This is a genomic window from Amycolatopsis sp. A1MSW2902 (assembly GCF_017312175.1).
Lineage (GTDB): Bacteria > Actinomycetota > Actinomycetes > Mycobacteriales > Pseudonocardiaceae > Amycolatopsis > Amycolatopsis nivea.
In genome coordinates this window covers 2416230-2437737 of record NZ_QJPO01000001.1, presented here as the reverse complement: position 1 = coordinate 2437737, position 21508 = coordinate 2416230, and the positions used below count along the sequence as shown (strand labels likewise).

The 21508-nt window shown below is 71.7% G+C and carries 14 protein-coding genes and 1 riboswitch; of the genes, 4 read left to right on the top strand and 10 right to left on the bottom strand.

What is annotated here, in order from left to right:
• Window positions 1-194: 194 nt before the first annotated feature.
• Window positions 195-1691 (top strand): AsnC family protein, encoded by a 1497-nt coding sequence (locus DMP23_RS48020; protein ID WP_443111258.1) that lies wholly within the window; start codon window positions 195-197, stop codon window positions 1689-1691.
• Here DMP23_RS48020 and DMP23_RS11050 read toward each other — a convergent pair.
• On the bottom strand, window positions 1688-2614 hold the full coding sequence (locus DMP23_RS11050; protein WP_107051029.1) for an RluA family pseudouridine synthase: 927 nt from the start codon (window positions 2612-2614) through the stop codon (window positions 1688-1690). The genes DMP23_RS48020 and DMP23_RS11050 overlap by 4 nt on opposite strands.
• Window positions 2611-3219 carry a signal peptidase II gene (gene lspA / locus DMP23_RS11045; RefSeq protein WP_337820973.1) on the bottom strand — a complete coding sequence of 203 codons (609 nt, stop codon included), beginning with the start codon at window positions 3217-3219 and terminating at the stop codon, window positions 2611-2613. The genes DMP23_RS11050 and lspA overlap by 4 nt, the downstream gene beginning before the upstream one ends.
• Window positions 3220-3307: 88 nt before the next feature.
• On the opposite strand from lspA, the gene DMP23_RS11040 reads away from it, so the two are divergent.
• A complete protein-coding gene (locus DMP23_RS11040; RefSeq protein WP_134728589.1) occupies window positions 3308-3796 on the top strand; it encodes a hypothetical protein in 489 nt (162 codons plus the stop codon).
• Between the two features lie 11 nt (window positions 3797-3807).
• On the opposite strand, the gene DMP23_RS11035 is transcribed toward DMP23_RS11040, so the two are convergent.
• The 7 genes from DMP23_RS11035 to ileS form a co-directional block, all read right to left on the bottom strand.
• Entirely contained in the window at window positions 3808-5139 is a 1332-nt protein-coding gene (locus DMP23_RS11035; protein WP_337820972.1) for an aminotransferase class V-fold PLP-dependent enzyme, read from the bottom strand.
• Window positions 5140-5179: 40 nt separating this feature from the next.
• A riboswitch (SAM riboswitch) is annotated at window positions 5180-5294 on the bottom strand.
• A 96-nt stretch (window positions 5295-5390) separates the two neighbouring features.
• The gene (locus DMP23_RS11030) at window positions 5391-6869 is read right to left on the bottom strand and encodes a potassium/proton antiporter (protein ID WP_337820971.1); all 1479 of its coding nucleotides are present in this window, start codon (window positions 6867-6869) and stop codon (window positions 5391-5393) included.
• A gap of 99 nt (window positions 6870-6968) precedes the next feature.
• The gene (locus DMP23_RS11025) at window positions 6969-7664 is read right to left on the bottom strand and encodes an ArsR/SmtB family transcription factor (RefSeq protein ID WP_337820970.1); all 696 of its coding nucleotides are present in this window, start codon (window positions 7662-7664) and stop codon (window positions 6969-6971) included.
• Window positions 7665-7929: 265 nt separating this feature from the next.
• The gene (locus DMP23_RS11020; protein ID WP_337820969.1) at window positions 7930-9531 is read right to left on the bottom strand and encodes a penicillin-binding transpeptidase domain-containing protein; all 1602 of its coding nucleotides are present in this window, start codon (window positions 9529-9531) and stop codon (window positions 7930-7932) included.
• A gap of 127 nt (window positions 9532-9658) precedes the next feature.
• Window positions 9659-11050: an amino acid permease gene (locus tag DMP23_RS11015; RefSeq protein WP_337820968.1), complete on the bottom strand. Its 1392-nt coding sequence runs from the start codon at window positions 11048-11050 to the stop codon at window positions 9659-9661.
• 59 nt (window positions 11051-11109) lie between these two features.
• A complete protein-coding gene (locus tag DMP23_RS11010) occupies window positions 11110-11700 on the bottom strand; it encodes a helix-turn-helix domain-containing protein (RefSeq protein ID WP_037812410.1) in 591 nt (196 codons plus the stop codon).
• 93 nt (window positions 11701-11793) lie between these two features.
• A complete protein-coding gene (gene ileS / locus DMP23_RS11005; RefSeq protein ID WP_337820967.1) occupies window positions 11794-14955 on the bottom strand; it encodes an isoleucine--tRNA ligase in 3162 nt (1053 codons plus the stop codon).
• A gap of 412 nt (window positions 14956-15367) precedes the next feature.
• On the opposite strand from ileS, the gene DMP23_RS11000 reads away from it, so the two are divergent.
• The gene (locus DMP23_RS11000; RefSeq protein WP_337820966.1) at window positions 15368-17137 is read left to right on the top strand and encodes an HSP90 family protein; all 1770 of its coding nucleotides are present in this window, start codon (window positions 15368-15370) and stop codon (window positions 17135-17137) included.
• Window positions 17137-19881, top strand: coding sequence for a hypothetical protein (locus DMP23_RS10995; RefSeq protein ID WP_337820965.1), 2745 nt, complete (start codon window positions 17137-17139; stop codon window positions 19879-19881). Before DMP23_RS11000 ends, DMP23_RS10995 begins: the two co-directional genes overlap by 1 nt.
• Before the next feature lie 253 nt (window positions 19882-20134).
• On the opposite strand, the gene DMP23_RS10990 is transcribed toward DMP23_RS10995, so the two are convergent.
• Window positions 20135-21478, bottom strand: a complete 1344-nt coding sequence (locus DMP23_RS10990) for an MFS transporter (protein WP_337820964.1) — start codon at window positions 21476-21478, stop codon at window positions 20135-20137.
• Between the last annotated feature and the right edge of the window lie 30 nt (window positions 21479-21508).

Below are 21508 nucleotides of genomic sequence, written 5' to 3'. Positions count from 1 at the left end.
GTGGCGCGGTGGCGCGGTGCCGCGGCGGCGCGGGCCACGTGGTGCGGCAGGCCGTACCGGCGTGCCAGGGCGTCGAACTCGGGCGGTCCCGCCCGCCCCCCGGGACGCGCCGATCGCCGACGTCGCGGTGGCGCGGGGCACGCCGGGCGCGTGGTGCGGCCGGGCCGGGCGGGCGAGGCGGTAGCGTTGCCGGAGTGGCCGTGACCGATCCCGCCGACATCCGCCTGCTCGCCGCGCTCGCCGAGCTGGGCAAGGGGGCTGTGCACGAGCTGGCGGCGAAGGTCGGGATGGACCCGAGGGAGGTCGCGTACCGGCTGGTCGCGCTGTCCGGGAGCGGATTGCCGCTGCTGGTCGGGGTCGAAAGCGACCCGAACGGCCTCCGCGCGGCGATTTCCGGGGCTCCGGCTTCGTGGCAGCGTCCCCCGGGCGGCTATCCGGGCGGGCCCGGGTCGGTGCCGTTCCCCGCTGCGGGCGGACCGAACGCGGGGCCCGGGACGGCGGGACAGAACCTGGGCGGGATGCCCGGGGCTGCTGGACCTAACCAGGGCGGAATGCCAGGGGCTGCCGGGCCCAACCAGGGCGGGATGCCCGGGCCCAACCAGGGCGGTATGCCGGGGCCGATGACGTCCGGCCAGGGTGCGGCGCCAGGCGCCGGCCCGGCGTCGGCGGGAGTCCCCGTGCGAGGCGGGGCGGCGGGAATGCCGGGCGCGCAGGGCTCCGGTCCGCATCCGCCCGGGCCGAACGGGATCCCCGATTCCGCCGGGATGCCGGGGCACTCCGGACCGCATCCGCCGGGACAGCACGGCATGCCCGGCCCGGGAACCTCCGGCGCCTACTCACCGGGGCAGACCGGGATTCCCGCGGGTCCGGGGCAGCACGGCATGCCCGGCCCGGGGACTTCCGCCGCGTACCCGCCCGGGCAGACCGGCCTTCCGGCGACCGGGCCAGGTCCGGGCGTGTCCGGCGCGTACGCACCCGGACCGGCCGGGATTTCCGGCGCGTATCCCCCTGGGCCGAATGGAATTCCCGGCGGGCCGGGGGTGTCGGGCGCGTATGCCCCGGGACCGAACGGGATCCCTGCCGGGCCAGGAGTGTCCGGCGCGTACTCCCCCGGGCAAACCGGGATGCCGCACCAGGTTCCCGTCGGCACGAATGTCCACAATGGACCCTCCGGGCCGTACCCTGCTCCGGATCCGGTCGTCAGCACGTGGGGCGTCCCGCAGACCGCGTCCTGGGCCCGCGGCGACGAACCCCGGCCCGCCGCGGCGCCTGCCAAGCAGGGGCGGATCGGCGAGACGATGCAGTCGCAGGGGCTCGAAGGGGAACAGCTTTCCGTGCAGCTGCTGGAGGTCCAGGATCCCGCCGACTTCCTCTTCGGCGCGGCGGGCTACCGGCTCGAGGACGGCGAGCGCGCGGTCGTCGTGCACACCGAGATCACCAATCGCGGGCCGATCCCGTTCGCGTCGCTGCCCGACAACTATCTCGAGCTCGTCACCGACAGCGGCGAGACCGTCGCGAAGGCCCCGGTTTCGCTGACGTCCCGGCCGCCGCACAAGATCGGCGTGCAGCCGGGCGAGACGCTCGGCGGGCACACCGTCTACGTGCTCCCCACCGCGACCCGCGTCGTCTCGGTGCGCTGGAGCCCGCGGCCCGAGCCGGACGAGCGCACCCTGACCTGGGCCGTCGACTAGTTCCCGTCGCGCAGGATCTCCAGCGCACTGGCCAGATCGTCGGGGTACTCCGCCTCGAACTCGACCCACCGGCCGTCCGCGGGGTGCGCGAACCCGAGCGTCCGCGCGTGCAGCCACTGCCTCGTCAGGCCGAGTTTCCGGGCCAGCACCGGGTCCGCCCCGTAGGTCAGGTCGCCCGCGCACGGGTGGCGCAGCGCGGAGAAGTGCACGCGGATCTGGTGCGTACGGCCGGTTTCCAGCTTCACGTGCGCCAGCGACGCCGCCCGGAACGCCTCGACCACCTCGTAGTGCGTGACGCTCGGCCGTCCGCCCGCGACGACGGCGAACTTGTAGTCGTGGCGCGGATGGCGGTCGATCGGGGCGTCGATGGTGCCGCGCGTCGGGTCCGGGTGGCCCTGCACGACGGCGTGGTAGCCCTTGTCGACGGTCCGTTCCTTGAACGCCCGCTTCAGCACGGTGTACGCGTGCTCGCTCTTCGCCACCACCATCACCCCGGTGGTGCCCGCGTCGAGCCGGTGCACGACGCCCTGCCGTTCGGCCGCGCCGGAGGTCGAGATGCGCAGCCCGGACGCGGCGAGTCCGCCGACGACCGTCGGGCCGGTCCAGCCGGGGCTGGGGTGCACGGCGACGCCGACCGGTTTCGAAATCACCACGATGTCGTCGTCATCGTGCAGGATCTTCATGCCTTCGACCGGCTCCGCGACGATTTCCGCCGCACGTTCCGGTTCGGGCAGCGTCACCTCGAGCAGCCCGCCCGCGGACAGCCGGTCCGATTTGCCCGCCGGGCGGCCGTCGAGGAGGACGTCGCCCGCCGCGGCGAGGTCCGCGACCGCGGTGCGGGACAGGCCGAGCAGTTTGGCGAGCCCGGCGTCGACGCGCATCCCGTCGAGCCCGTCGGGGACGGGCAGCATGCGCGCGCTCACTCGGAGTCCTTCTTCTTGCCGCGGGTGGAGGTGCCGTCGTAGTCCTTGCCGAGCAGGGACAGCAGCACGATCAGCGCGCCGCCGACGCAGATCGCGGAGTCGGCGATGTTGAAGATCGCGAACCCCTGGCCGTTGGGCGCGAACGCGGAGATGAAGTCGACGACGTGGCCGCGCAGCGGTCCGGGCTCGCGGAAGAACCGGTCGGTCAGGTTGCCGAGCGCGCCGGCGAGCACGAGCCCGAGGCCGATCGCCCAGCCGACCGAGCGCAGCCTGCGCGAGATCCACACGATCGCGATCACGACGCCGATCGCGACCAGCGCGAGCACCCACGTCATGCCGGTCGCCATCGAGAACGCGGCGCCCGGGTTGCGGATGACCTGCAGGTAGATCAGCCCGCCGAGGATCGGCTTGGGCTCCTTGCCCTCGAGGTTCGCGACGACCAGGTTCTTCGTGATCAGGTCGATCGCCCACAGCAGCGCCGCGACCGCGAACACCACCCAGACCCGCCGCTTGGGCAGCGGCGCGCCGTCCCCGGCGGCATCCTGCTCAGGCGGTTCCGCAGACGGCTCGACCTCGGACTCGGACGGCGAAGGATCGGTGCTCACACCCCCATTGTCCACAACCGCGCCCGAGCAGGTCACAGCGGCCGAATTCAGTCGCCCCGGAGGCCCCTCGCCCGCCATCATCGCTGCCATGCCCGCCGAGATCCCCGCCCCCGCCGCGGCCGCGGCCTGGATCGCCCTCGACCTCTCCCCCACGAGCGACCTCCCGCTCTGGGCCGCCCACTGGCTGGCCGACGGCGAGGACGGCGAGCACCTGCGCCACCTGGCCGGGCTGTCCCGCAGCGAACCACGGGAAATCCACGACGTGCAGGAGGCGGCCTTAGCCGACTGCCGCACGCCCATTCCTGCGGTGGCCGACGCAGCCGAAGCCGCGTTCACTCACCTGGCCCGGCTGTTCCTCAACGGCCATCTCAGCGAGCGCGGCCTGCTGAACGACCTGCACGCGGTTATCTTGCGCACCGGTTACGCGGAGAGCGCCACTTCCTTGCCGCTCGCCCAAGTCTGGCTGGCGGACGAAGAGTGGGACGGAGGCTGGGGCCGCACCGAAGAGCAGATCAAAGAGGCGATCCGGGCCGCCTGCAGATCCCAACTCGACCACAATGCGAGCTCACGCGGTTAAACCCAGCCCGGTCAGGCGCAGAACGGCGGCAGCTCCCGCGGGTCCCCGACCGGTGCCCACCGCCCGTCCACCTTCGCGTACTCCCAGCGGGCTCCCCGGGCCACGATCTGCCGCAGTGCCAGCACCAAGCGGTCGACGTGTTCCTCGGTGCTCCCCAGCCCGAGGCTCACCCGGACCGCCTGCTGGCCCTGGCTTCCGGCTTCCCGGATCAACCGCCGGGCGGCCACGTGCGCGCAGAACGCCCCGTCCCGCACGCCGATTCCGTACTCGGCCGACAGCACCGCGGCCAGCCATCCGGGCTCGAACCCGTCGACCACGAAGCTCACCGTGCCGACCCGGTCCACCGGCGCGTCGAAGAACCGCAGCTCGGCGAACCCCGGCAAGCTCTCAAGACCCTTGCGCAACCGCTCCAGCAACACGGCCTCGTGCGAACCCACGGCATCCCACTGAGCCGCCAGCTGCTCGCAGGCCACTCCAAGCGCATACACGCCAACGGTATTCGGCGATCCGGCCTCGTGCCGCTCCTCGCCGCTGTTCCACACCACGGCTTCCTCGGTCACCAGCTTCGTAGCGCCACCACCGGCCAGGTACGGCTCGGCCGCCCGCAACCAGTCGCTGCGCCCGATCAGCGCACCGGCCCCGAAGGGCGCGTACAGCTTGTGCCCGGACAGCGCAACATAGTCAACATCCAGCTCCCGCAACGAAATCTGCCGATGCGGAGCGAGCTGCGCGGCGTCGAGGGCCACCCGGGCGCCGTGTTTCCGGGCCACCGCAGCGATCTCGGCCACCGGCAGCAGCTCGCCGGTCACATTGGACGCACCGGCGACGACCACCAACCGCGGCCCCTGCGGGCATTCCGCGAGCGCTTCGTCCACAACGGACACTGCGGCGAGCCGGGTCCGCGGCAGCTGCACGCGCCGGACGTTCGGGCCGCGCCACGGCAGCAAGGCCGCGTGGTGCTCGCTGTCGAACACCACCACGGAAGTCTTGCGCGGCAACGCTTTCGCCAGCAGGTTGAACGCGTCCGTGGTGTTGCGGGTGAAGATCACCGAGTCGCCGTTGCGAGCGTCCACGAACCGGCGCAGCACGTCGCGCGTCCGCTCGTACAGCCGCGTCGAGACCTGCGAAGCGAAGCCCGCGCCGCGGTGCACGCTGGCGTACCAGGGAAGGAACTCGTCGACCGCCGAACGCACCGCGTCCAGACACGGCGCGCTCGCCGCGTGGTCGAGGTTGGCGTACCCGATGTCGCCGCCGGTGACCAGCGGGACCCGCAGCGTCGCACCGGCGACAGCGGGAACGGCAGCGGCAACAGTTTCCGTGGACCGGTCGAGTGCGAGAGTCATGACGGCGCCTCCTCGGCGTTCCGGGGGACCCCCGGCGAGGGGCCCGCGCTTGCCCGCCGCACTGCGCGACCGGCCTGGTCCTCACCCGGGGCACCCCACCGCGGTAGGAGGGTTGCCGGCCAGCAAGCCGGGGCTTCGCGCTGGCACTCATGACCTGAAACCGAAGATAGCGGACGACCCCTGGGAGAAACCAGACCCGTCTCGTGATCTGAGACGGCAGTCACAGGGTGTGTCCACAAAGGACAGAAAGATCAGGCTCCGGATTCCCCGTGCCAGCGCGCGAGGCGGCCGGCGCGATCGACGGCACGGATGCGCCGTTCGGTCGCGTCGCGGTCGGCGGCGGTCGTGACCACCAGAAGCTGGTCCTCGACCTGCAAGCGGCTCGTTTTCTGCGGGGTGAAGCCCGTCCCGCCGCGCACCACGAGGCTGACCGTCGCCCCGGCGGGCAGCCGCAGCTCGGACAGGTACACGCCGTGCAGCTTCGACCCCTTCTGGATGCGCACCTGCAGCAGTTCGGCGCCGAGTTCGTCGAGCGGGGCGGCGTCGACCTCGATCTCGTGCGCCTGCGTCGCCTTCGCCAGTCCGAGGATCCGCGCGAGCGGGCTGAGCGTCGCGCCTTGCAGCACGGTGAGCACGATGACGAGCACGAAAACCGCGTCCACGAGCCGTTGCGCACCGGGCACGCCCTCGGACAGGGGGATCATCGCGAGCACGATCGGCACCGCACCGCGCAACCCCGCCCAGGACAGGAACACCTGATCCCGCCACGGCAAACGGAACGGCAGCAGCGACAGGACCACCGACAGCGGCCGGGCGAGCAGCAACACCACCGCGCCCGCGACCAGGCCGGGGATGAGCGTTTCGAGCAGCCGGGTCGGCGACGCGAACAGGCCGAGCAGCACGAACAGCCCGATCTGCGCGAGCCAGCCGAGCCCTTCGGCGAACGACAGGGTGTCCGACCGGTGCGGCAGCTTGGAATTCCCCAGCACCAGGCCTGCGACGTAGGTGGCGAGCAGGCCGGACGCGTGCGCCAGCTGACCCGAGGAGTACGCGAGCACGCACACCGCGACCGTGGCGAGCGGGTACAGGCCGGTCGCCGGGAGCGCGGCCCGGCGCAGCGCCTGCGCGCCCAGCCAGCCGAACGCGAGGCCGAGCACGAGGCCGGTGAGCAGTTCGTAGACCACCAGCAGCGGCAGCGACCAGTCGACCGCCTCGCCGGACGCGAGCACGACGACCGCGATGTAGGCGGGCGCGTCGTTGATGCCGGATTCCAGTTCCAGCGCGCCGACGAGCCGTTTCCCGACCCCGGCCATGCGCAGCACGGAGAACACCGCCGCGGCGTCGGTGGACGCGAGAACCGCGCCCCACAGCAGGGCGAGCCGCCAGTCGAGGCCGAGCAGCCAGTGCAATGCCGCGCCGGTGACCGCGATGCTGATCACCACGGCCACTGTGGACAGCAGGATTCCGGGCCCCAGCGAGGGTTTCACCGCGGACCACCGCGTGGTGAGCCCGCCCTCGGTGAGGATCAGGACGAGCGCGGCGAGCCCGAGGGACTGGGTGAGCGCCGGATTGTCGAAGCGGATGCCGAACCCGGCTTCGCCGAGCACGACGCCGATCCCGAGATACAGCAGCAGCGACGGGAATCCGAGCCGGATGGACACCCGCACCGCGACGACCGAGACGACGAGAACCAGCGCTCCGACGCCCAGCACCAGGGGAAGCTCGTTCACCCTCCGCCTCCCTCCCGGTCGCCCGCAGGCGTCCAGAATAGTGAGGCAGTGTCCGGTTCCCGAGCGCGCACCACCGGTCCGGGGGACCTCGCCGGTGTGTTACGAAGCCTCGGCGGCACTCACCGTCGCGAGATCGACACCGAGCGCGGCGAACGGCCCCTGCGCGCCTGGCAGGACGCGGACCGCGCGCTGCTGGTCCCGCGTCAGCCATCCCGCTTCGACCGCCCGCTCCAGCACCGCCGCCGGGACCGCGCCGGCGAGGTGCTCCCGCCGCTCTGTCCAATCCAGACAGTCGCGCAACAGCGGCCGCCGTGGCCGATCCGGCACCGCGACGCCGAGCTCGGCCAGCACGTCGCGTCCGGCGTCGGTGAGCGCGAGCCCGTCCGACACGTCGATCAGGCCCCGCTCGACCATCCCGTCCCGCAAGGCGACGCCGAGGGTCCCGGCGAGATGGTCGTAGCAACTGCGCGCGAACGACAAACGCTGCACCCGCAACGAAGTCCGGAGCCCGGACGGCCGTTTCAGTTCGGCATGCTGCGCCAAATGCTCGATCAGCTCCGCGACCCGCGGATTCGCGAGCCGCACGTACGCGTGCCGCCCCTGCTTCACCCGGGCGACGAACCCGGCCTCGGCCAGCCGCGTCACGTGCTCGCTGGCCGTAGACACCGCGATCCGCGCCGCGGCGGCCAGTTCGCCGACCGTCCAGGCCCGCCCGTCGAGCAGGGCGAGACACATGGTCGCGCGGCTCGGGTCGGCGAGCACGGCGGCGACCTCGGCCAATGCGACGGTTTCCATGTGCCCACGGTAGAGCGGGGACGCTTCGGCCGCGGCCGAAGTGAGGTTTCTCAGCAGCCGCGGCGTGCGCCCTGGTTGCCGCGACGCGCGGCATCAGCCGGGCTTCGTGGCTTCTCCGCACCCGCCGACACGCATCGCGGCTCGCGGAGCTGGCGCGGTTGCGAGGTCCGTGAAGGGCTCCTTGAGGGAATCAGATTCCCTCAAGGAGCCCTTCACGGACTTTCAACGGGAGAGGAACCCGCCGCACACCCGCGCTGCTGAGTCCCTACAGCGCGTCGAGGAACTTGGCACCCAGCGAGACGGCCGGTTTGGAGTCGTTGGCTCCCTCCAGGAACACCGCGAACGCCAGGTCGCCGCGGTAGCCGACGAACCAGCCGTGTGCCTCCGCACCGTCGCCGAACTGCGCGGTGCCGGTCTTGCCGAACACCGGGCCGGAGTGTGCCAGGCCGGTAGCCGTGCCGCCGGTGACGACCTCGCGCATCATCCCGCGCAGCGCCGCCAGGACCGGGCCGGACGGCGGGTGGTAGCCGGTGTTGACCTTGGTGCCGTCCTCCCACAGCCGCGGCACGACCGCGCGCCCGGACGCCGCGGTCGCCGCCATCACCGCCGCTCCCATCGGGCTGACCTGCACCTTTCCCTGGCCGATGCCGTCCTCGACCTGTTCGTCCGCGTTCGCCGCCGGGTCGACGCGGCCCATCTCGGTGGACAGGCCCTCGATCGAGAAGTCGGCGTTGAGGCCGAACTGGGTGGCCGCCTTCGCGAGCCCGTCGGCGGGCAGCTGCGACGCGAGCCGGGCGAACGTGGTGTTGCAGGACTTCGCGAACGCCTTGTGCACGGTCGTCGTGCCGAGGTCGAACCCCTCGTTGGAGAGCGTGCGGGTGCCGATCCGGTCGGTCAGCGGGCACGGAACCGTGGAATCCGGCGTGACGATCCCGGCTTCCAGCGCCGCGGTCGCGGTGACGATCTTGAACGTCGACCCCGGCGCGTACTGGCCGCTGAACGCCGACGCCGCGTTGGTGACGCTGGCGTTCTGCGCCACCGCGAGCAAGTCGCCGGAGGACGGCTGGATGGCGACGAGAACGGCCTTGCCGTGATACCCGTCGACCGCTGCCTGAGCCGCGTTCTGCGTCGCGACGCTGAGCCCGGTGGCAGCCGGTTTGTGGTCGCCTTCGGGGTTTCCGAACAGCGCCTCCAGGTTCTTGCCCGAGGCATCCACGCGCTCGACCGCGAAGGCTTCGGACGACTGCCCGTGCCCGGTGAGCGCCGAACGGAGCAGCGGGAACGCCTTGTCGTCGGCCAGCTTCAGTCCCCCGCCGCCGGAGACGACGAGCGGTTTGCCGTCGCGGTCGACGACCGCCGGGACGTCCGAGGACGCGATCGCCAGCCGCTGCCCCGCTTCCAGCTTGGGGTGCAGCACCGTCGGGGCCCAGTGGACCCGCCACTTGCCCTGCGCCTGGACGAGCCCGAGGCTGCCGGTGTACGTCCAGACGTGGCCGGGGCCGAGGTTCCAGGTGATCGTGTAGCCGGCGGTGGCCTTGTCGCCCTGCGCCGCGCCGACGTCGCCGAGCTTCGCGGTCAGTTCCTTGGGCTTGAGCATCGCCCACGCGTCCTGCAGTGCGGTAGAGGCGTCCATCGGAGCGTCGGTGGCTTTGCTGGCGGCGTCGGCGTCCTTCCCCGCGAAAGCGAGCAGGTAGGTGCGGGCCGCCGACGTCGGGTCGCTTGGCGCCGCGGCCGTCGAGGCAGTCTCCGCGCCTGGTGAGGCCGCTGTCGTTCCGCTGCCGTTGAGCAGCACGACCGCGGCCACGACGATCGCGACCACGACCAGCGCGCCCCCGATCAGCACGCCCTTCTTCCCGGCAGGACTCACCGTCGCCTCCCCCTCGCCCACGCGGTCCGCCCGCGTCCGTGGCTCAGCTTGCCCATCGCAGCGCGGGACCGGGCGTTACCTCGGGGAACGCGACGGATTCGTGATCAACGCCAGGCCGTATAGGTCGTTATACAGTCTGATCAGCCGCCCGGCGGGCGCGTTGCCAGCAGATCCCGGCCACGACCAGCGCCGCCACGAGGACGCCTGAGCTGATCAGCTGGATCCGGGCGTCGGCGTCGCCGGTCATCACCGCCAGGATCGCGATCATCGCGGCGAGCGTCGCCCAGGTCAGGTACGGGAAGCCCCACATGCGCACGGTCAGGCTCTCCGGCGCGGTGCGTTCTAGCTGCTTGCGCACCCGCAACTGCGTGCAGGCGACCAGGATCCACACGATCAGCAGCACCGAGCCGACCGCGTTGAGCAGGTATTGGAAGACGGTGTCCGGCCAGAGCGCGTTCAGCGCCACGGCGACGAACCCGAAGAGCACCGAGGCCGCGACCGCGAAGACGGGCACGCCGTTGCGGTCCACTTTGGTCAGTGCGCGCGGTGCGTGACCGCGGCGCGCCAGCGAGTACACCATGCGGGCCGCGCCGTACATGTTGGTGTTCAGCGTGGACAGCAAGGCGAACAGCACGACCACGTTCATGATCTGCCCGGTCGCCGGGATCCCGATCCGCTCGAGCACCGCGGCGAACGGGCTCTGTCCGATGTGGACACTCGACCACGGCAGCAGCGAGACGATGACCAGCATGGAACCGATGTAGAACACCGAAATCCGCACGACCGCGTTGCGGACCGCCTTGCCGACCGCGTGCGCCGGGTCGTCGGATTCGGCGGCCGCGATGGTCACCACTTCCAGGCCGCCGAAGGTGAAGACCACCGCGAGCAAACCGGTGCCGACGCCTTCCCAGCCGTTCGGGAGCAGCCCGCCGTTGCCGAGGAGATTGGCCGTGCCGACGAAGGACGTTCCCGGGAGCACACCGAGGAACGCGAGCACGCCGAGGACCAGGAAGGCCACGACCGCCACGACCTTGATCAGCGCCAGCCAGAACTCGAGCTCGCCGAAGCGGGACACCGCGGTGAAGTTGACCGCGGTCAGCACGGCCATGAAGAGCAGGACCAGCGCCCACTGCGGAATGCCGGGCAGCCAGCTGTTCACGATGATCGCGGCCGCGGTGGCCTCGACGGCGAGCACGACCACGAGCGCGGCCCAGTACAGCCAGCCGATGGCGAACCCGGCCCACGGCCCGAACGCGCGCTCGGCGTGCACCGAAAACGACCCGCTGGACGGGATCGCGGCGGCCATTTCCGCCATCATGCGCATGACCAGCATCGCGAGCGTGCCCGCGAGCACGAAGGACAGCACGATGCCGGGCCCGGCGAGCTTGATCCCGACGCCGGAGCTGACGAACAGTCCCGAACCGATCACGCCGCCCATCGCGAGCATGGCGAGGTGCCGCTGGCGCAGGCCGGCGGCCAGCCCCTCGGCGGCCGGTTCGGCGGCGGCTTTCGAAGTCATGGGGAAATCCCTAGCAGACGCGTTCCGCGGCGCAGGAGCCGAGGCCCGTCCGTCCGGAGTCACCGGCTGGGCCGGTAGCGGGCCCTGAGGTGGAATCGTTCGCCCTGCGGCCCGAGGATGCTGAGGAATTCCACCGCGTGCTCGTCGGCGTTGCCGAACCAGTGCGGCAGATGCGTGTCGAATTCGGCGACCTCGCCGGCCTTCAGCACGAAATCCTGGTCGCCGAGGATCATCCGCAGCCGCCCGCTCAGGACGTACAGCCAGTGGTATCCCTCGTGCGAACGCGGATCCGGGTCGAGCCGGTCGGTCCGCCCGGCGGGAAGGATCTGCTTGTACACGTGCAGCCCGCCGGGTTTGCGGGTCAGCGGCAGGACTGTCATGCCGTTGCGGTCGAACGGCCGGAGATGCACGCGAGGGTCGCCGCTGGGCGGGGCGTCGACGAGTTCGTCGAGCGGCACCTGATAAGCCTTGGCCAGCGGGAGCAGCAGTTCCAGGCCCGGTTTGCGCTGCCCGGATTCCAGCCGGGACAGGGTGCTCACCGCGATCCCGGTGGTCTCCGACAACGCGGTGAGGGTGATCCCGGTCCGGCGGCGCAGCTCCCGCAGCCGGGGACCGACCGCGGCCAGCACGGCGTCGAACTCTTCGCTCATGCCCTCATGGTGCGGGCGGCTTTGCGGTTTCCGCCAAGAATTTTGCCGAAACCGCGGTCTTGCCCCGGAGGCCCGGAGCAAGACCGCGGCACGTCACGCCTTAGCGACCGCCACGCGCACCTTCACGCCCTCGCCGACCGTGCCGTCGAAGCCCTCGGCCACCTCGCCGTAGGACACCGACGTCGCGAGCGTCTCGGACGCCACGAACTCCTCGTGCTTGCGCACCGCGGCCGTCACCTCGCCGGCGGCGTCCACGGTCAGCGAGATCCGGTCGCCGACGTCGAGACCGGCCTCGCGGCGCGCCTGCTGGACCACGCGGACCAGGTCGCGGGCAAGGCCCTCGGCCGCCAGGTCCCCGGTGACCTCGGTGTCCAGCACGACCAGACCGGCCCCGCCGGGCAGTTCGGCCGCCGCGCCGCCGCCGGACGCGACCAGTCGCCGGTCGTACTCGCCCTCGACAAGTTCGACGCCCGCCGCCACGACCGCGCCGGACGCGTTGGTCGTCCAGTCGCCCGCCTTGACCGCCTTGATCACCTGCTGCACGGCCTTGCCCAGCCGCGGCCCGGCCGCCCGCGCGTTCACCGCGACCTCGAACGTGCCGTGCGCCGCGACGTCGGTGGTCAGCTCCACCGACTTCACGTTCACCTCGTCCCGCAGGATCTCGGTGAACCCGCGCAGCGCTTCGACGTCCTCGGCCGCGACGACGAGCTTCGCCAGCGGCAGCCGCACGCGCAGCTTGTTCGCCTTGCGCAGCGCCAGCGCCGACGACGCCACCTGCCGCACCTTGTCCATCGCGGTCACCAGCGCCGCGTCGGCGGGCAGGTCGAGCGCGTTCGGCCAGTCGGTCAGGTGCACCGAACGGCCGCCGGTGAGCCCGCGCCACACGGTTTCCGTGGTGAGCGGCAGCAGCGGCGCGACGACCCGGCAGGTCACCTCCAGCACGGTGTGCAGCGTGTCGATCGCGTCCTGCTCGCCCGCCCAGAACCGGTCGCGCGACCGGCGCACGTACCAGTTCGTGAGCACCTCGAGGAAGTCCCGCACGGTCTGGCACGCGCCCGCGATGTCGTAGCCGTCCATCGCGGACTCGACGTCGGTGACGAGTTCGTGCGTCTTGGCGAGCACGTACCGGTCGAGCAGATGCGTCGAATCCGTGCGCCACTGCCCCTGCTTGCCTTCGGCGTTCGCGTACAGGGCAAGGAAGTAGTACGAGTTCCACAGCGGCAGCACGGCCTGGCGCACCGCGTCGCGGATCCCCCGGTCGGTGACGACGAGGTTGCCGCCGCGCAGGATCGGGCTCGCCATGAGGTACCACCGCATGGCGTCGGACCCGTCGCGGTCGAAGACCTCGTTGACGTCCGGGTAGTTCCGCAGCGACTTCGACATCTTCTGGCCGTCGGAGCCGAGCACGATGCCGTGCGACACGCAGGTGCGGAACGCCGGCCGGTCGAACAGCGCGGTCGCGAGCACGTGCAGCAGGTAGAACCAGCCGCGGGTCTGCCCGATGTACTCGACGATGAAGTCGCTCGGGTAGTGGTGCTCGAACCATTCGCGGTTCTCGAACGGGTAGTGCACCTGGGCGTACGGCATCGACCCGGAGTCGAACCACACGTCGAGCACGTCCGGCACGCGGCGCATCGTGGAGCGGCCGGTCGGGTCGTCCGGGTTCGGCCGGGTCAGCTCGTCGATGTAGGGCCGGTGCAGGTTGTCCAGCCGCACGCCGAAGTCGGCCTCCAGCTCGTCCAGCGAGCCGTAGACGTCGATGCGCGGATAGGCCGGGTCGTCCGAGCGCCACACCGGGATCGGCGTGCCGAAGTAGCGGTTGCGGGAGATCGACCAGTCGATGGCGTTCTCCAGCCACTTGCCGAACTGGCCGTCCTTGACGTTCTCCGGGTACCAGGTGATCTGCTGGTTCAGCTCGACCATCCGGTCCTTGAACTGCGTCACCGCGACGAACCACGACGACACCGCGCGGTAGATCAGCGGGTTCCGGCACCGCCAGCAGTGCGGGTACGAGTGGTCGTAGGTCTCGTGGCGCAGCAGCACCGCGCCCTGGCGCTCCGCGCCGCCGGTGCCGTTCTTGAGGTCCCGCACGATGTTCGGGTTCGCGTCGAACACCAGCTGCCCGGCGTAGTCCGGAACGGTCTCGTCGAACTTGCCGTGGTCGTCCACCGGCGTCACCGGGGCGATCCCGGCCGCGTCGGTGACTACCTTGTCCTCGGCGCCGTAGGCGGGCGCGATGTGCACGACGCCGGTGCCGTCGTCGGTGGTGACGTAGTCCGCCGACAGCACGCGGTGCGCGTTCTCCGTGCCGACGAAGTACGGGAACGGCGGCGCGTAACGGGATCCGAGCAGCTGCTCGCCGGTGTAGCGCGCGACGACGGCCGGCTCCTCGCCGAGTTCGCGCGCGTACGCGGCGACGCGGGCCTCCGCGAGCAGGAAGCGCTTGCCGTCGCTTTCCACCACGACGTACTGCACCTCGGGGTGCACCGCGGTGGCGAGGTTGGACGGCAGCGTCCACGGGGTCGTGGTCCAGATCAGCAGGTACGTGCCGTCGAGGTCGTTGTCGTTGCCCTCCAGGCGGAATCCGACCGTGACGGCCGGGTCCTGCCGGTTGCGGTAGACGTCGGCGTCCATGCCCAGCTCGTGGTTGGACAGCGGCGTCGCGTCGCGCCAGCAGTAGGGCAGGACGCGGTAGCCCTCGTAGACGAGTCCCTTGTCCCACAACCGTTTGAACGCCCAGAGCACCGACTCCATGTAGGTGACGTCGAGCGTCTTGTAGTCGTTGTCGAAGTCGACCCAGCGGGCCTGGCGGGTCACGTAGTCGCGCCACTCGTCGGTGTAGCGCAGCACGGACTCGCGCGAGGCCTCGTTGAACTTCGCGATGCCCATCTCTTCGATCTCGGTCGTCTCGGTGATCCCGAGCTGCCGCATCGCTTCGAGTTCGGCGGGCAGGCCGTGGGTGTCCCAGCCGAACCGCCGGTCGACGTGCTTGCCCTTCATCGTCTGGTAGCGCGGGACGATGTCCTTGACGTACCCGGTGAGCAGGTGCCCGTAGTGCGGGAGGCCGTTGGCGAAGGGCGGGCCGTCGTAGAAGACGTACTCGTTGTCGCCGTTCGTGCCCTCGGGACGGGCGTCGATCGTCGCCTGGAAGGTCCGGTCGCTCTCCCAGTACGCGAGGACGCTCTCCTCCAGCGCGGGGAACGACGGCTGGGACGGGACCGTGGTCTCTCCGCCCGGCGAAGCCTGGGGGTACATCCGGGTGCTCCTTGCGTTCGTCGCTCGTACGGGCGACCGGCGGCCACCCACACGGGGACGAGACGCTGGCGCGTCACGCGGTACCACCCCGCTTGCCCGGCGCACTGCTCCCGGGCCACTCGTTGCGCGGCTGTCACGGGCCGCACCCGTCCGGTTCTACTGCGGGCGGCGACCGCCCGGTTCTTCCGGAGGCTCCCCGGTGATGGCCGGATCGACGCCTTGCTGACTCCAGGTTAACCCGTCGCCGCAACCCGCTTTCGCCCTGCCCCGGCCGGGCTCGCGGGATCGCCGGGGGAAAAGGCGAAAACCGATGTCCGGCACCGGGTTCCGCCGATACGGTAACGACCGGGCGTGCGCGGCGGATGTGCCGGGCAGATTTTCCTTCCGGCCACAGCACAGGAGTCGAGCACGGGTGAACCGTAGTTTTCAGGTGGATCTTCGCGGGGTCGTCGACCTGCTGAGCCAGCACCTCTATTCCAGTCCCCGCGTCTACGTGCGCGAACTGCTCCAGAACGCCGTCGACGCGGTCACCGCGCGCCGGGCGGCCGACGCTTCGGCGCCCGCGGAGATCGCGATCGAAGCCGGCGACGGGACGCTGCGGATCACCGACACCGGCATCGGCCTGTCCGAGGCGCAGGTGCACGAACTGCTCGCGACGATCGGCCGCAGCTCCAAACGGGACGAACTCGGCTACGGACGGCGGGATTTCCTCGGCCAGTTCGGGATCGGGCTGCTGTCCGCCTTCCTGGTCGCCGACGAGACCCGCGTCGTCACGCGTTCCGCGAGCGGCGCTCCCGCGGTCTCGTGGACCGGCCGCGCGGACGGCACCTACGCCGTCGGGCCTGGCGAACGGGACACGGTCGGCACCACCGTCACCCTCACCGCGCGCCGCGGCGCCGAGCAATGGTTCGTGCCGGAGACGGTCGCCGATCTCGCGACGCTGTACGGCTCGATGCTGCCGTTCGAAATCACCGTCAACGGCAAGGCGATCAGCGGCGCCGGCATCCCGTGGCAGGCCGACGAGCGCTCCCCCGGGCACCGCTCCGCGGACCTCGTCGGCTACGCGCAGGAGGTCCTCGGCTTCACTCCGTTCGACGTCGTCGACCTCGACGTGCCGGAGGCCGGGCTCACCGGCGTCGCCTACGTGCTGCCGTTCCCGGCGAACCCGGCCGAGCGCGCCGGGCATCGCGTGTACCTCAAGCGGATGCTGCTCGCGGAGAACGCGCCCGGGCTGCTGCCGGACTGGGCGTTCTTCGCCCGCTGCGTCGTGGACACCGGCGAGCTGCGGCCCACCGCGAGCCGCGAGGCGCTTTACGACGACGACCAGCTCGCCGCGACCCGCGAAGCGCTCGGCGAGCAGCTGCGCGGCTGGCTCGTCGGGCTCTCGGCGACCAGCCCGCGGCGGCTGAACCAGTTCCTGAAGATCCACCACCTCGGCGTCAAAGCGCTCGCGCTGCACGACGACGACATGCTGCGGCTGGTCGACGAGTGGTGGCCGCTGGAGACGAACGTCGGCCGGATGACGCTCGCCGAGTTCCGCTCGCGCCACGGCGTGCTCCGCTACTGCGCGACCGCCGACGAATTCGACCAGCTGGCCGGGGTCGCCGCCGCGCAGAACCTGCCGGTGATCAACGGCGGCTACACCTACGACAGCGAACTCGTCGAACGCGTCGGCGCGCTCGAACCGGGGGTGCGCGTCGACCGGCTCGACCCGAGCGACCTCACCACCGCCTTCGCCGATCTCGCCCCGGACACCGCGCTGGCGGTCCGGCCGTTCGTCGCGGCCGCGCAACGCTGCGTCGACCGGCTCGGCTGCGAGGTCGTGCTGCGCGAATTCGAGCCCGCGTCGCTCCCGGTGCTCTATCTCGTCGACCGCGCCGCCTCGTTCGCCGGCGAACTGCGCGCGACCAAGGAGGCCGTCGACGAGCTGTGGGCCGGGGTGCTCTCGGCCTTCGAAAAGCCGGAACGGGACCGCCCGCAGCTCGTGCTCAACTACCGGAACCCGTTGGTGCGGCGCGTTTCCCGGCTCGAGAACGCGGAACTGACCGCGCTGGCCGTCGAATCCCTCTACGGCCAGGCGCTGCTGCTCGGCAAGCACCCCATCCGGCCCGCCGACTCCGCGCTGCTCAACCGGGCCTTCCTCAGCCTTCTCGACCACGCCGTCCCGAACCGGGAGAACTGATGACCGCACCGACCGAAGAGGACCTGTGGAACCGGCTGGGGTCGGCCCGGGCCCTTCCGTTCGGCAAGGGCCAGATCGCCGCGACGGAGAGCCTGGTCCGGACCGCCGACGCCGAGCGACTGCCGGACCTGCAGTACGCCGCCCGGCTCTCGCTCGTCCGCGCGTACACGCACGGCGGCGAGCCGGCGAAGTCGTTCGTGCCGTTCGCCTGGTGCCTCGCCAAGCACGACCAGGGCGAGGGCAACGAGCGGTGGGACTACATCCTCTTCTGGTCGTTCAAGTCCATCGTCACGTCGCTGACCGACTTTCCCGAGGTGCCGCTGGACCGCACCTACGCCGTGCTCGACGACATGGAGCGCCGGTACCGGGCGGCCGGGTACGCGATGAACCCGGTGCACCAGCACCGGCAGATCGTGGCGCGGCACGTCGGCGACCACGAAACAGCCGTCGAGCAGTACCGGCTCTGGGCCGCGGCCCCGCGCGGCGAGATGTCGGACTGCGTCGGCTGCGAACCGTCCGCCAAGGTCGCCCACCTGAGCCGCTACGGCCGGTTCGAGGAGGCGATCGAGGTCGCCGAACCCGTCCTCGGCGGCACGTTCACCTGCAGCGAGCAGCCGAACGGGATCCTCTCCTCGCTGCTGCTCCCGTTCGTCCGCACCGGACGGCTCGAGGAGGCCGCGCGAGCCCACCGGCAGGTGTACCGCACGATCCGGCACAACCGGCTGGACCTGGATCTCCTCCCCCGCCACCTCCGGTTCTGCGCGCTCACCGGCAACCACGTGCGCGGGCTGGAAATCCTCGAACGGCATCTCGGCTGGCTCGCCGACGCGCCCTCTCCGGACGTCGAGATGGAGTTCTGCGCGGTCGCCGCGCTCAACCTGCGCCTGGTCGCCGATTCCGGGCACGGCGGCACGACGGTGCGCCGTACCGACGGCGAGATTTCCGTCCAGGCACTGCACGACGAGCTTTCCGAGCGCGCCCTGGGCATCGCGGCCCGCTTCGACGCCCGGAACGGGACGAGCGAGCAGAGCGACTTGATCCGCGACGTCCTCGCCTCCGAGCCGATCGTGGACCACCTTCCGCTGTCCTTGACCAGTCCGCGTCCGGTTTCCCCGCCGCAGACGCCCGCCGCACCGTCCCTTCCGGACACTCCCGAAGAGCTGGCCGATCTCGCCGATCAGCACTCCCGGCTCAGCGCCTACGAGGCCGCCGAAGCCGCTTGGGCGAAGTTCGACGAACTGTGCCCGGAACCGGCGGGGTCGCTGCTCGCCCGGCGGCTGTCCGGATCCGCGACCGCGGTCGTGGACACCGACCCCGAGGCCGCCGTGCGGGATTGGCTGCGCGCGGCCGAACTGTTCGCGGCCGAAGGCGACGAGGTCGCCCGGCACACCGCGGCGAGCAAGGCCGGGCTCGCCCGTTACCAGCTGGGCGAGCCCGAATCCGCTCTCGCCGCCCTCGCCGGCACGGCCGAGGCGCTCGCCGGGCTCGGCGACGTAGAACAGCACGTCCGCGCGCTGCTGCGGTGGTCCCTGGCGCTTTCCGGGAACGACGACCTCGACGCCGCGCTCGAGATTCTCGGCCGTGCCGAAGCCGCCGCCACCGAGGTTCCCGCTGAGCTGACCGCCCGGCTTTTGCTGCTGCGCGGCGAACTCACCGCACGCAGCGGCCGGCTGGACGAGGCGCGGGAACCGGCGGGACGCGCGGTGGACCTGTTCGCCGAAGCCGGGTTGGCCGAGCAGGAGGCGTGGGCGCGGCTCATCGCCGGGCGGATGGCCGCCGCGAGCGGCGAACTCGAGACGGCCTACGCCACGGTGCGGCCCGCCGAGTCCGCCGCCTCCCCGGGCCTGCGCGCCCAGGTGCGGCACACGCTCGGCTTGCTCGCGTCCGACCTCGACCTGCGGGACGAGGCGGTGGCCCACTACCGCGGCGAGGTCGCTGACCTGGTCGAAGCCGGGGACCTGTCCGGCGCCGCGCTCGCCCAGCTCGGACTGGCGTCCGCGGCCGAACGCGCCGGGGACCCGCTGACCGCCGCCGATGCCGCCGAGGCCGCGATCGAGGTCCTGGAGCAGGGCGACGACGAGGACGAACTGGCCCGGGCGCGCTACCTGCTCGCCGGAGCGCACCGCGCACTCAACCAGCCGGATCCGGCGCTGACCCTGCTGGAGCAGGTACTCGGGCACTTCGCCGCCGCGGGCAACCAGCCCGCCGCCGGGCAAGCGGCCGAGACCATCGGCGACCTCCTCGACGAACTCGACCGCGACGCCGAGGCCGCCTCGTCCTACGGGCGCGCAGCGGAGTACTACACGGCAGCGGAACTCCCGGTCGACGCCGTGCGCAACCTCCGTCAGGCAGCGCTGTCATGGCAGTGGACGACAGAAACGGATCAGGCGCTTTCGGTGCTGGCAGAAGCGGAAAAGAGCGCCGCGGACCTCGACGGCGACGAGCCGCCGATCCGCTGGGAACGAGCCATGGTCGCCTTGAACGGCGGCAAACTGCTGGGTGCCGCAGAGCGGCCCGAGCAAGCACTGCCCCGGGCGACCGCGGCCGTCGAACTGTTCCTGGCCCTCGACGCGACCACCGAAGCCGCGATCGCCGCGGGACTGCGCGCCCGGCTGCTGGTCGACCTGGGCCGCCCCGCCGAAGCCCGCGCCGCGACGCAGGCCGCGATCGAAGGCCTGCCGCCGGAAGCGACGGAACAGATCGAACGGCTCGAATACATCCTGGCGAGTCTCGACGCGGAGTAAGCGCTTTCGCCGGGCCCACGGGTTCGCCCGCGAGCCCGGCGGAGGGTGCGCTCTCGCCGGGCTTTTTCCCGGCCATTGCCGTGAGCCCGCAGCCGCCGAGCCCACGGGTTTTCCCGCGGGCCCCGGCGGAGGCTGCGCTCTCGCCGGACTCCTCTCCCGGCCGTTGCCGTGAGCCCCGCAGCCGCCGAGCCCACGGGTTTCTCGCAGGCCGACGGAAGTTGCTCTCTCGCCGGACTCCTCTCCCTGCCTCAGCTCACCCCGTCGGCTCAAGCCGCTTCCCGCGCACCCGCCTCTGCACCGTCACGACCGCCAGCACCGCGGCCACAACCCACAACCCACCCGAAACAAACCCCAGCAAGTGCAGACCGTGCACGAACGACCCGCGCGCCCCCGGTTCCCCCGCCACCGCACCGAAAACCGCCACGCCAAGCGCACCGCCCGCCTGTCGCGCCGCGTTGTTGATTCCGCCCGCGATGCCTGCCCGCTCGTCCGGCGCGTCGGAGACCGCGGCGGTTACCACGGCGGCGGTCAGCAGTCCCATTCCGATGCTGAGCACGAACAGCGTCGGCAGCAGCGTCCAGTACCCGGTGCCGGGGCCGATGCGCAGCAGGTTCAGCATCGCCGCCGCGCCGAGCAAGAGCCCGGTCACGATCTGCGGGCGCGGGCCGAACCTCGCGGTGAGCCGTCCGGAGACCGGGCCGAGCAGCACCATCGGGACGAACATCGGCAGCAGCGCCGCGGCCGCGGCGATCGGGTCCGCGTGGAGCACGTCCTGCAAGTACAGCGTGAACACCAGCACTGAACCCAGGCCGACGAAGTTCATCGCGGCGGACACCAGGTTCGCGCCCGCCGCCTGCCGCGACCGCAGCAGCGGCAACGGCAGCATCGGCGCCGCAGAACGCCGTTCCACCACCACGAACGCCACGGCCGCCGCCACCGCGAGCAAACCGACCCACGGCGTCCCCGCGATCACCGCGTACACCGCGGAGCCGAGCGCCAACGCCGCGGTCGCCGCCCCGGGAACGTCCACGCGGCCCGGTTTCCGGACGTCCCGCGGCACCAGTCGCCGGGTCGCGACGGCCGCCGCGGCGACGATCGGGATGTTCAGCCAGAACACCGGCCGCCATCCGGCCGTCTGCACGAGAATCCCGCCGAGCAACGGTCCGGCAGGCAGGGCGAGCGCGGAAATCCCGGCCCAGATCCCCAGCGCCCGGGCCCGTTCGGTACGGCCGGGGAACGCCCCGGAGATCACGGCCATCGTGCCCGGCAGCAACAACGCCGCCCCGACCCCTTGCACCGCCCGGGACGCGACCAGCCAGCCCGCCGACTGCGCGAGCCCGCACGCCGCCGACGCGGCCCCGAAAACGCCCAGCCCGGTCAACACCACGCCGCGGTGCCCGAGGACGTCGCCGAGCGCTCCCCCGGTCAGCAGCAACGCGGCGAGCACGACCGAATAGCCGACCACCACCCACTGCAACTGCGGGACGTCCGCGTGCAGTTCGCTGCCAAGAGTCGGAAGGGCGACGTTGACGACAGTGACGTCGAGCTGCACCAGGAACATCCCGGCGCACATGGTGAACAAGATCGCGGTGCGCATGGGTCCAGCAGACACCGGGAACGCTTCCGT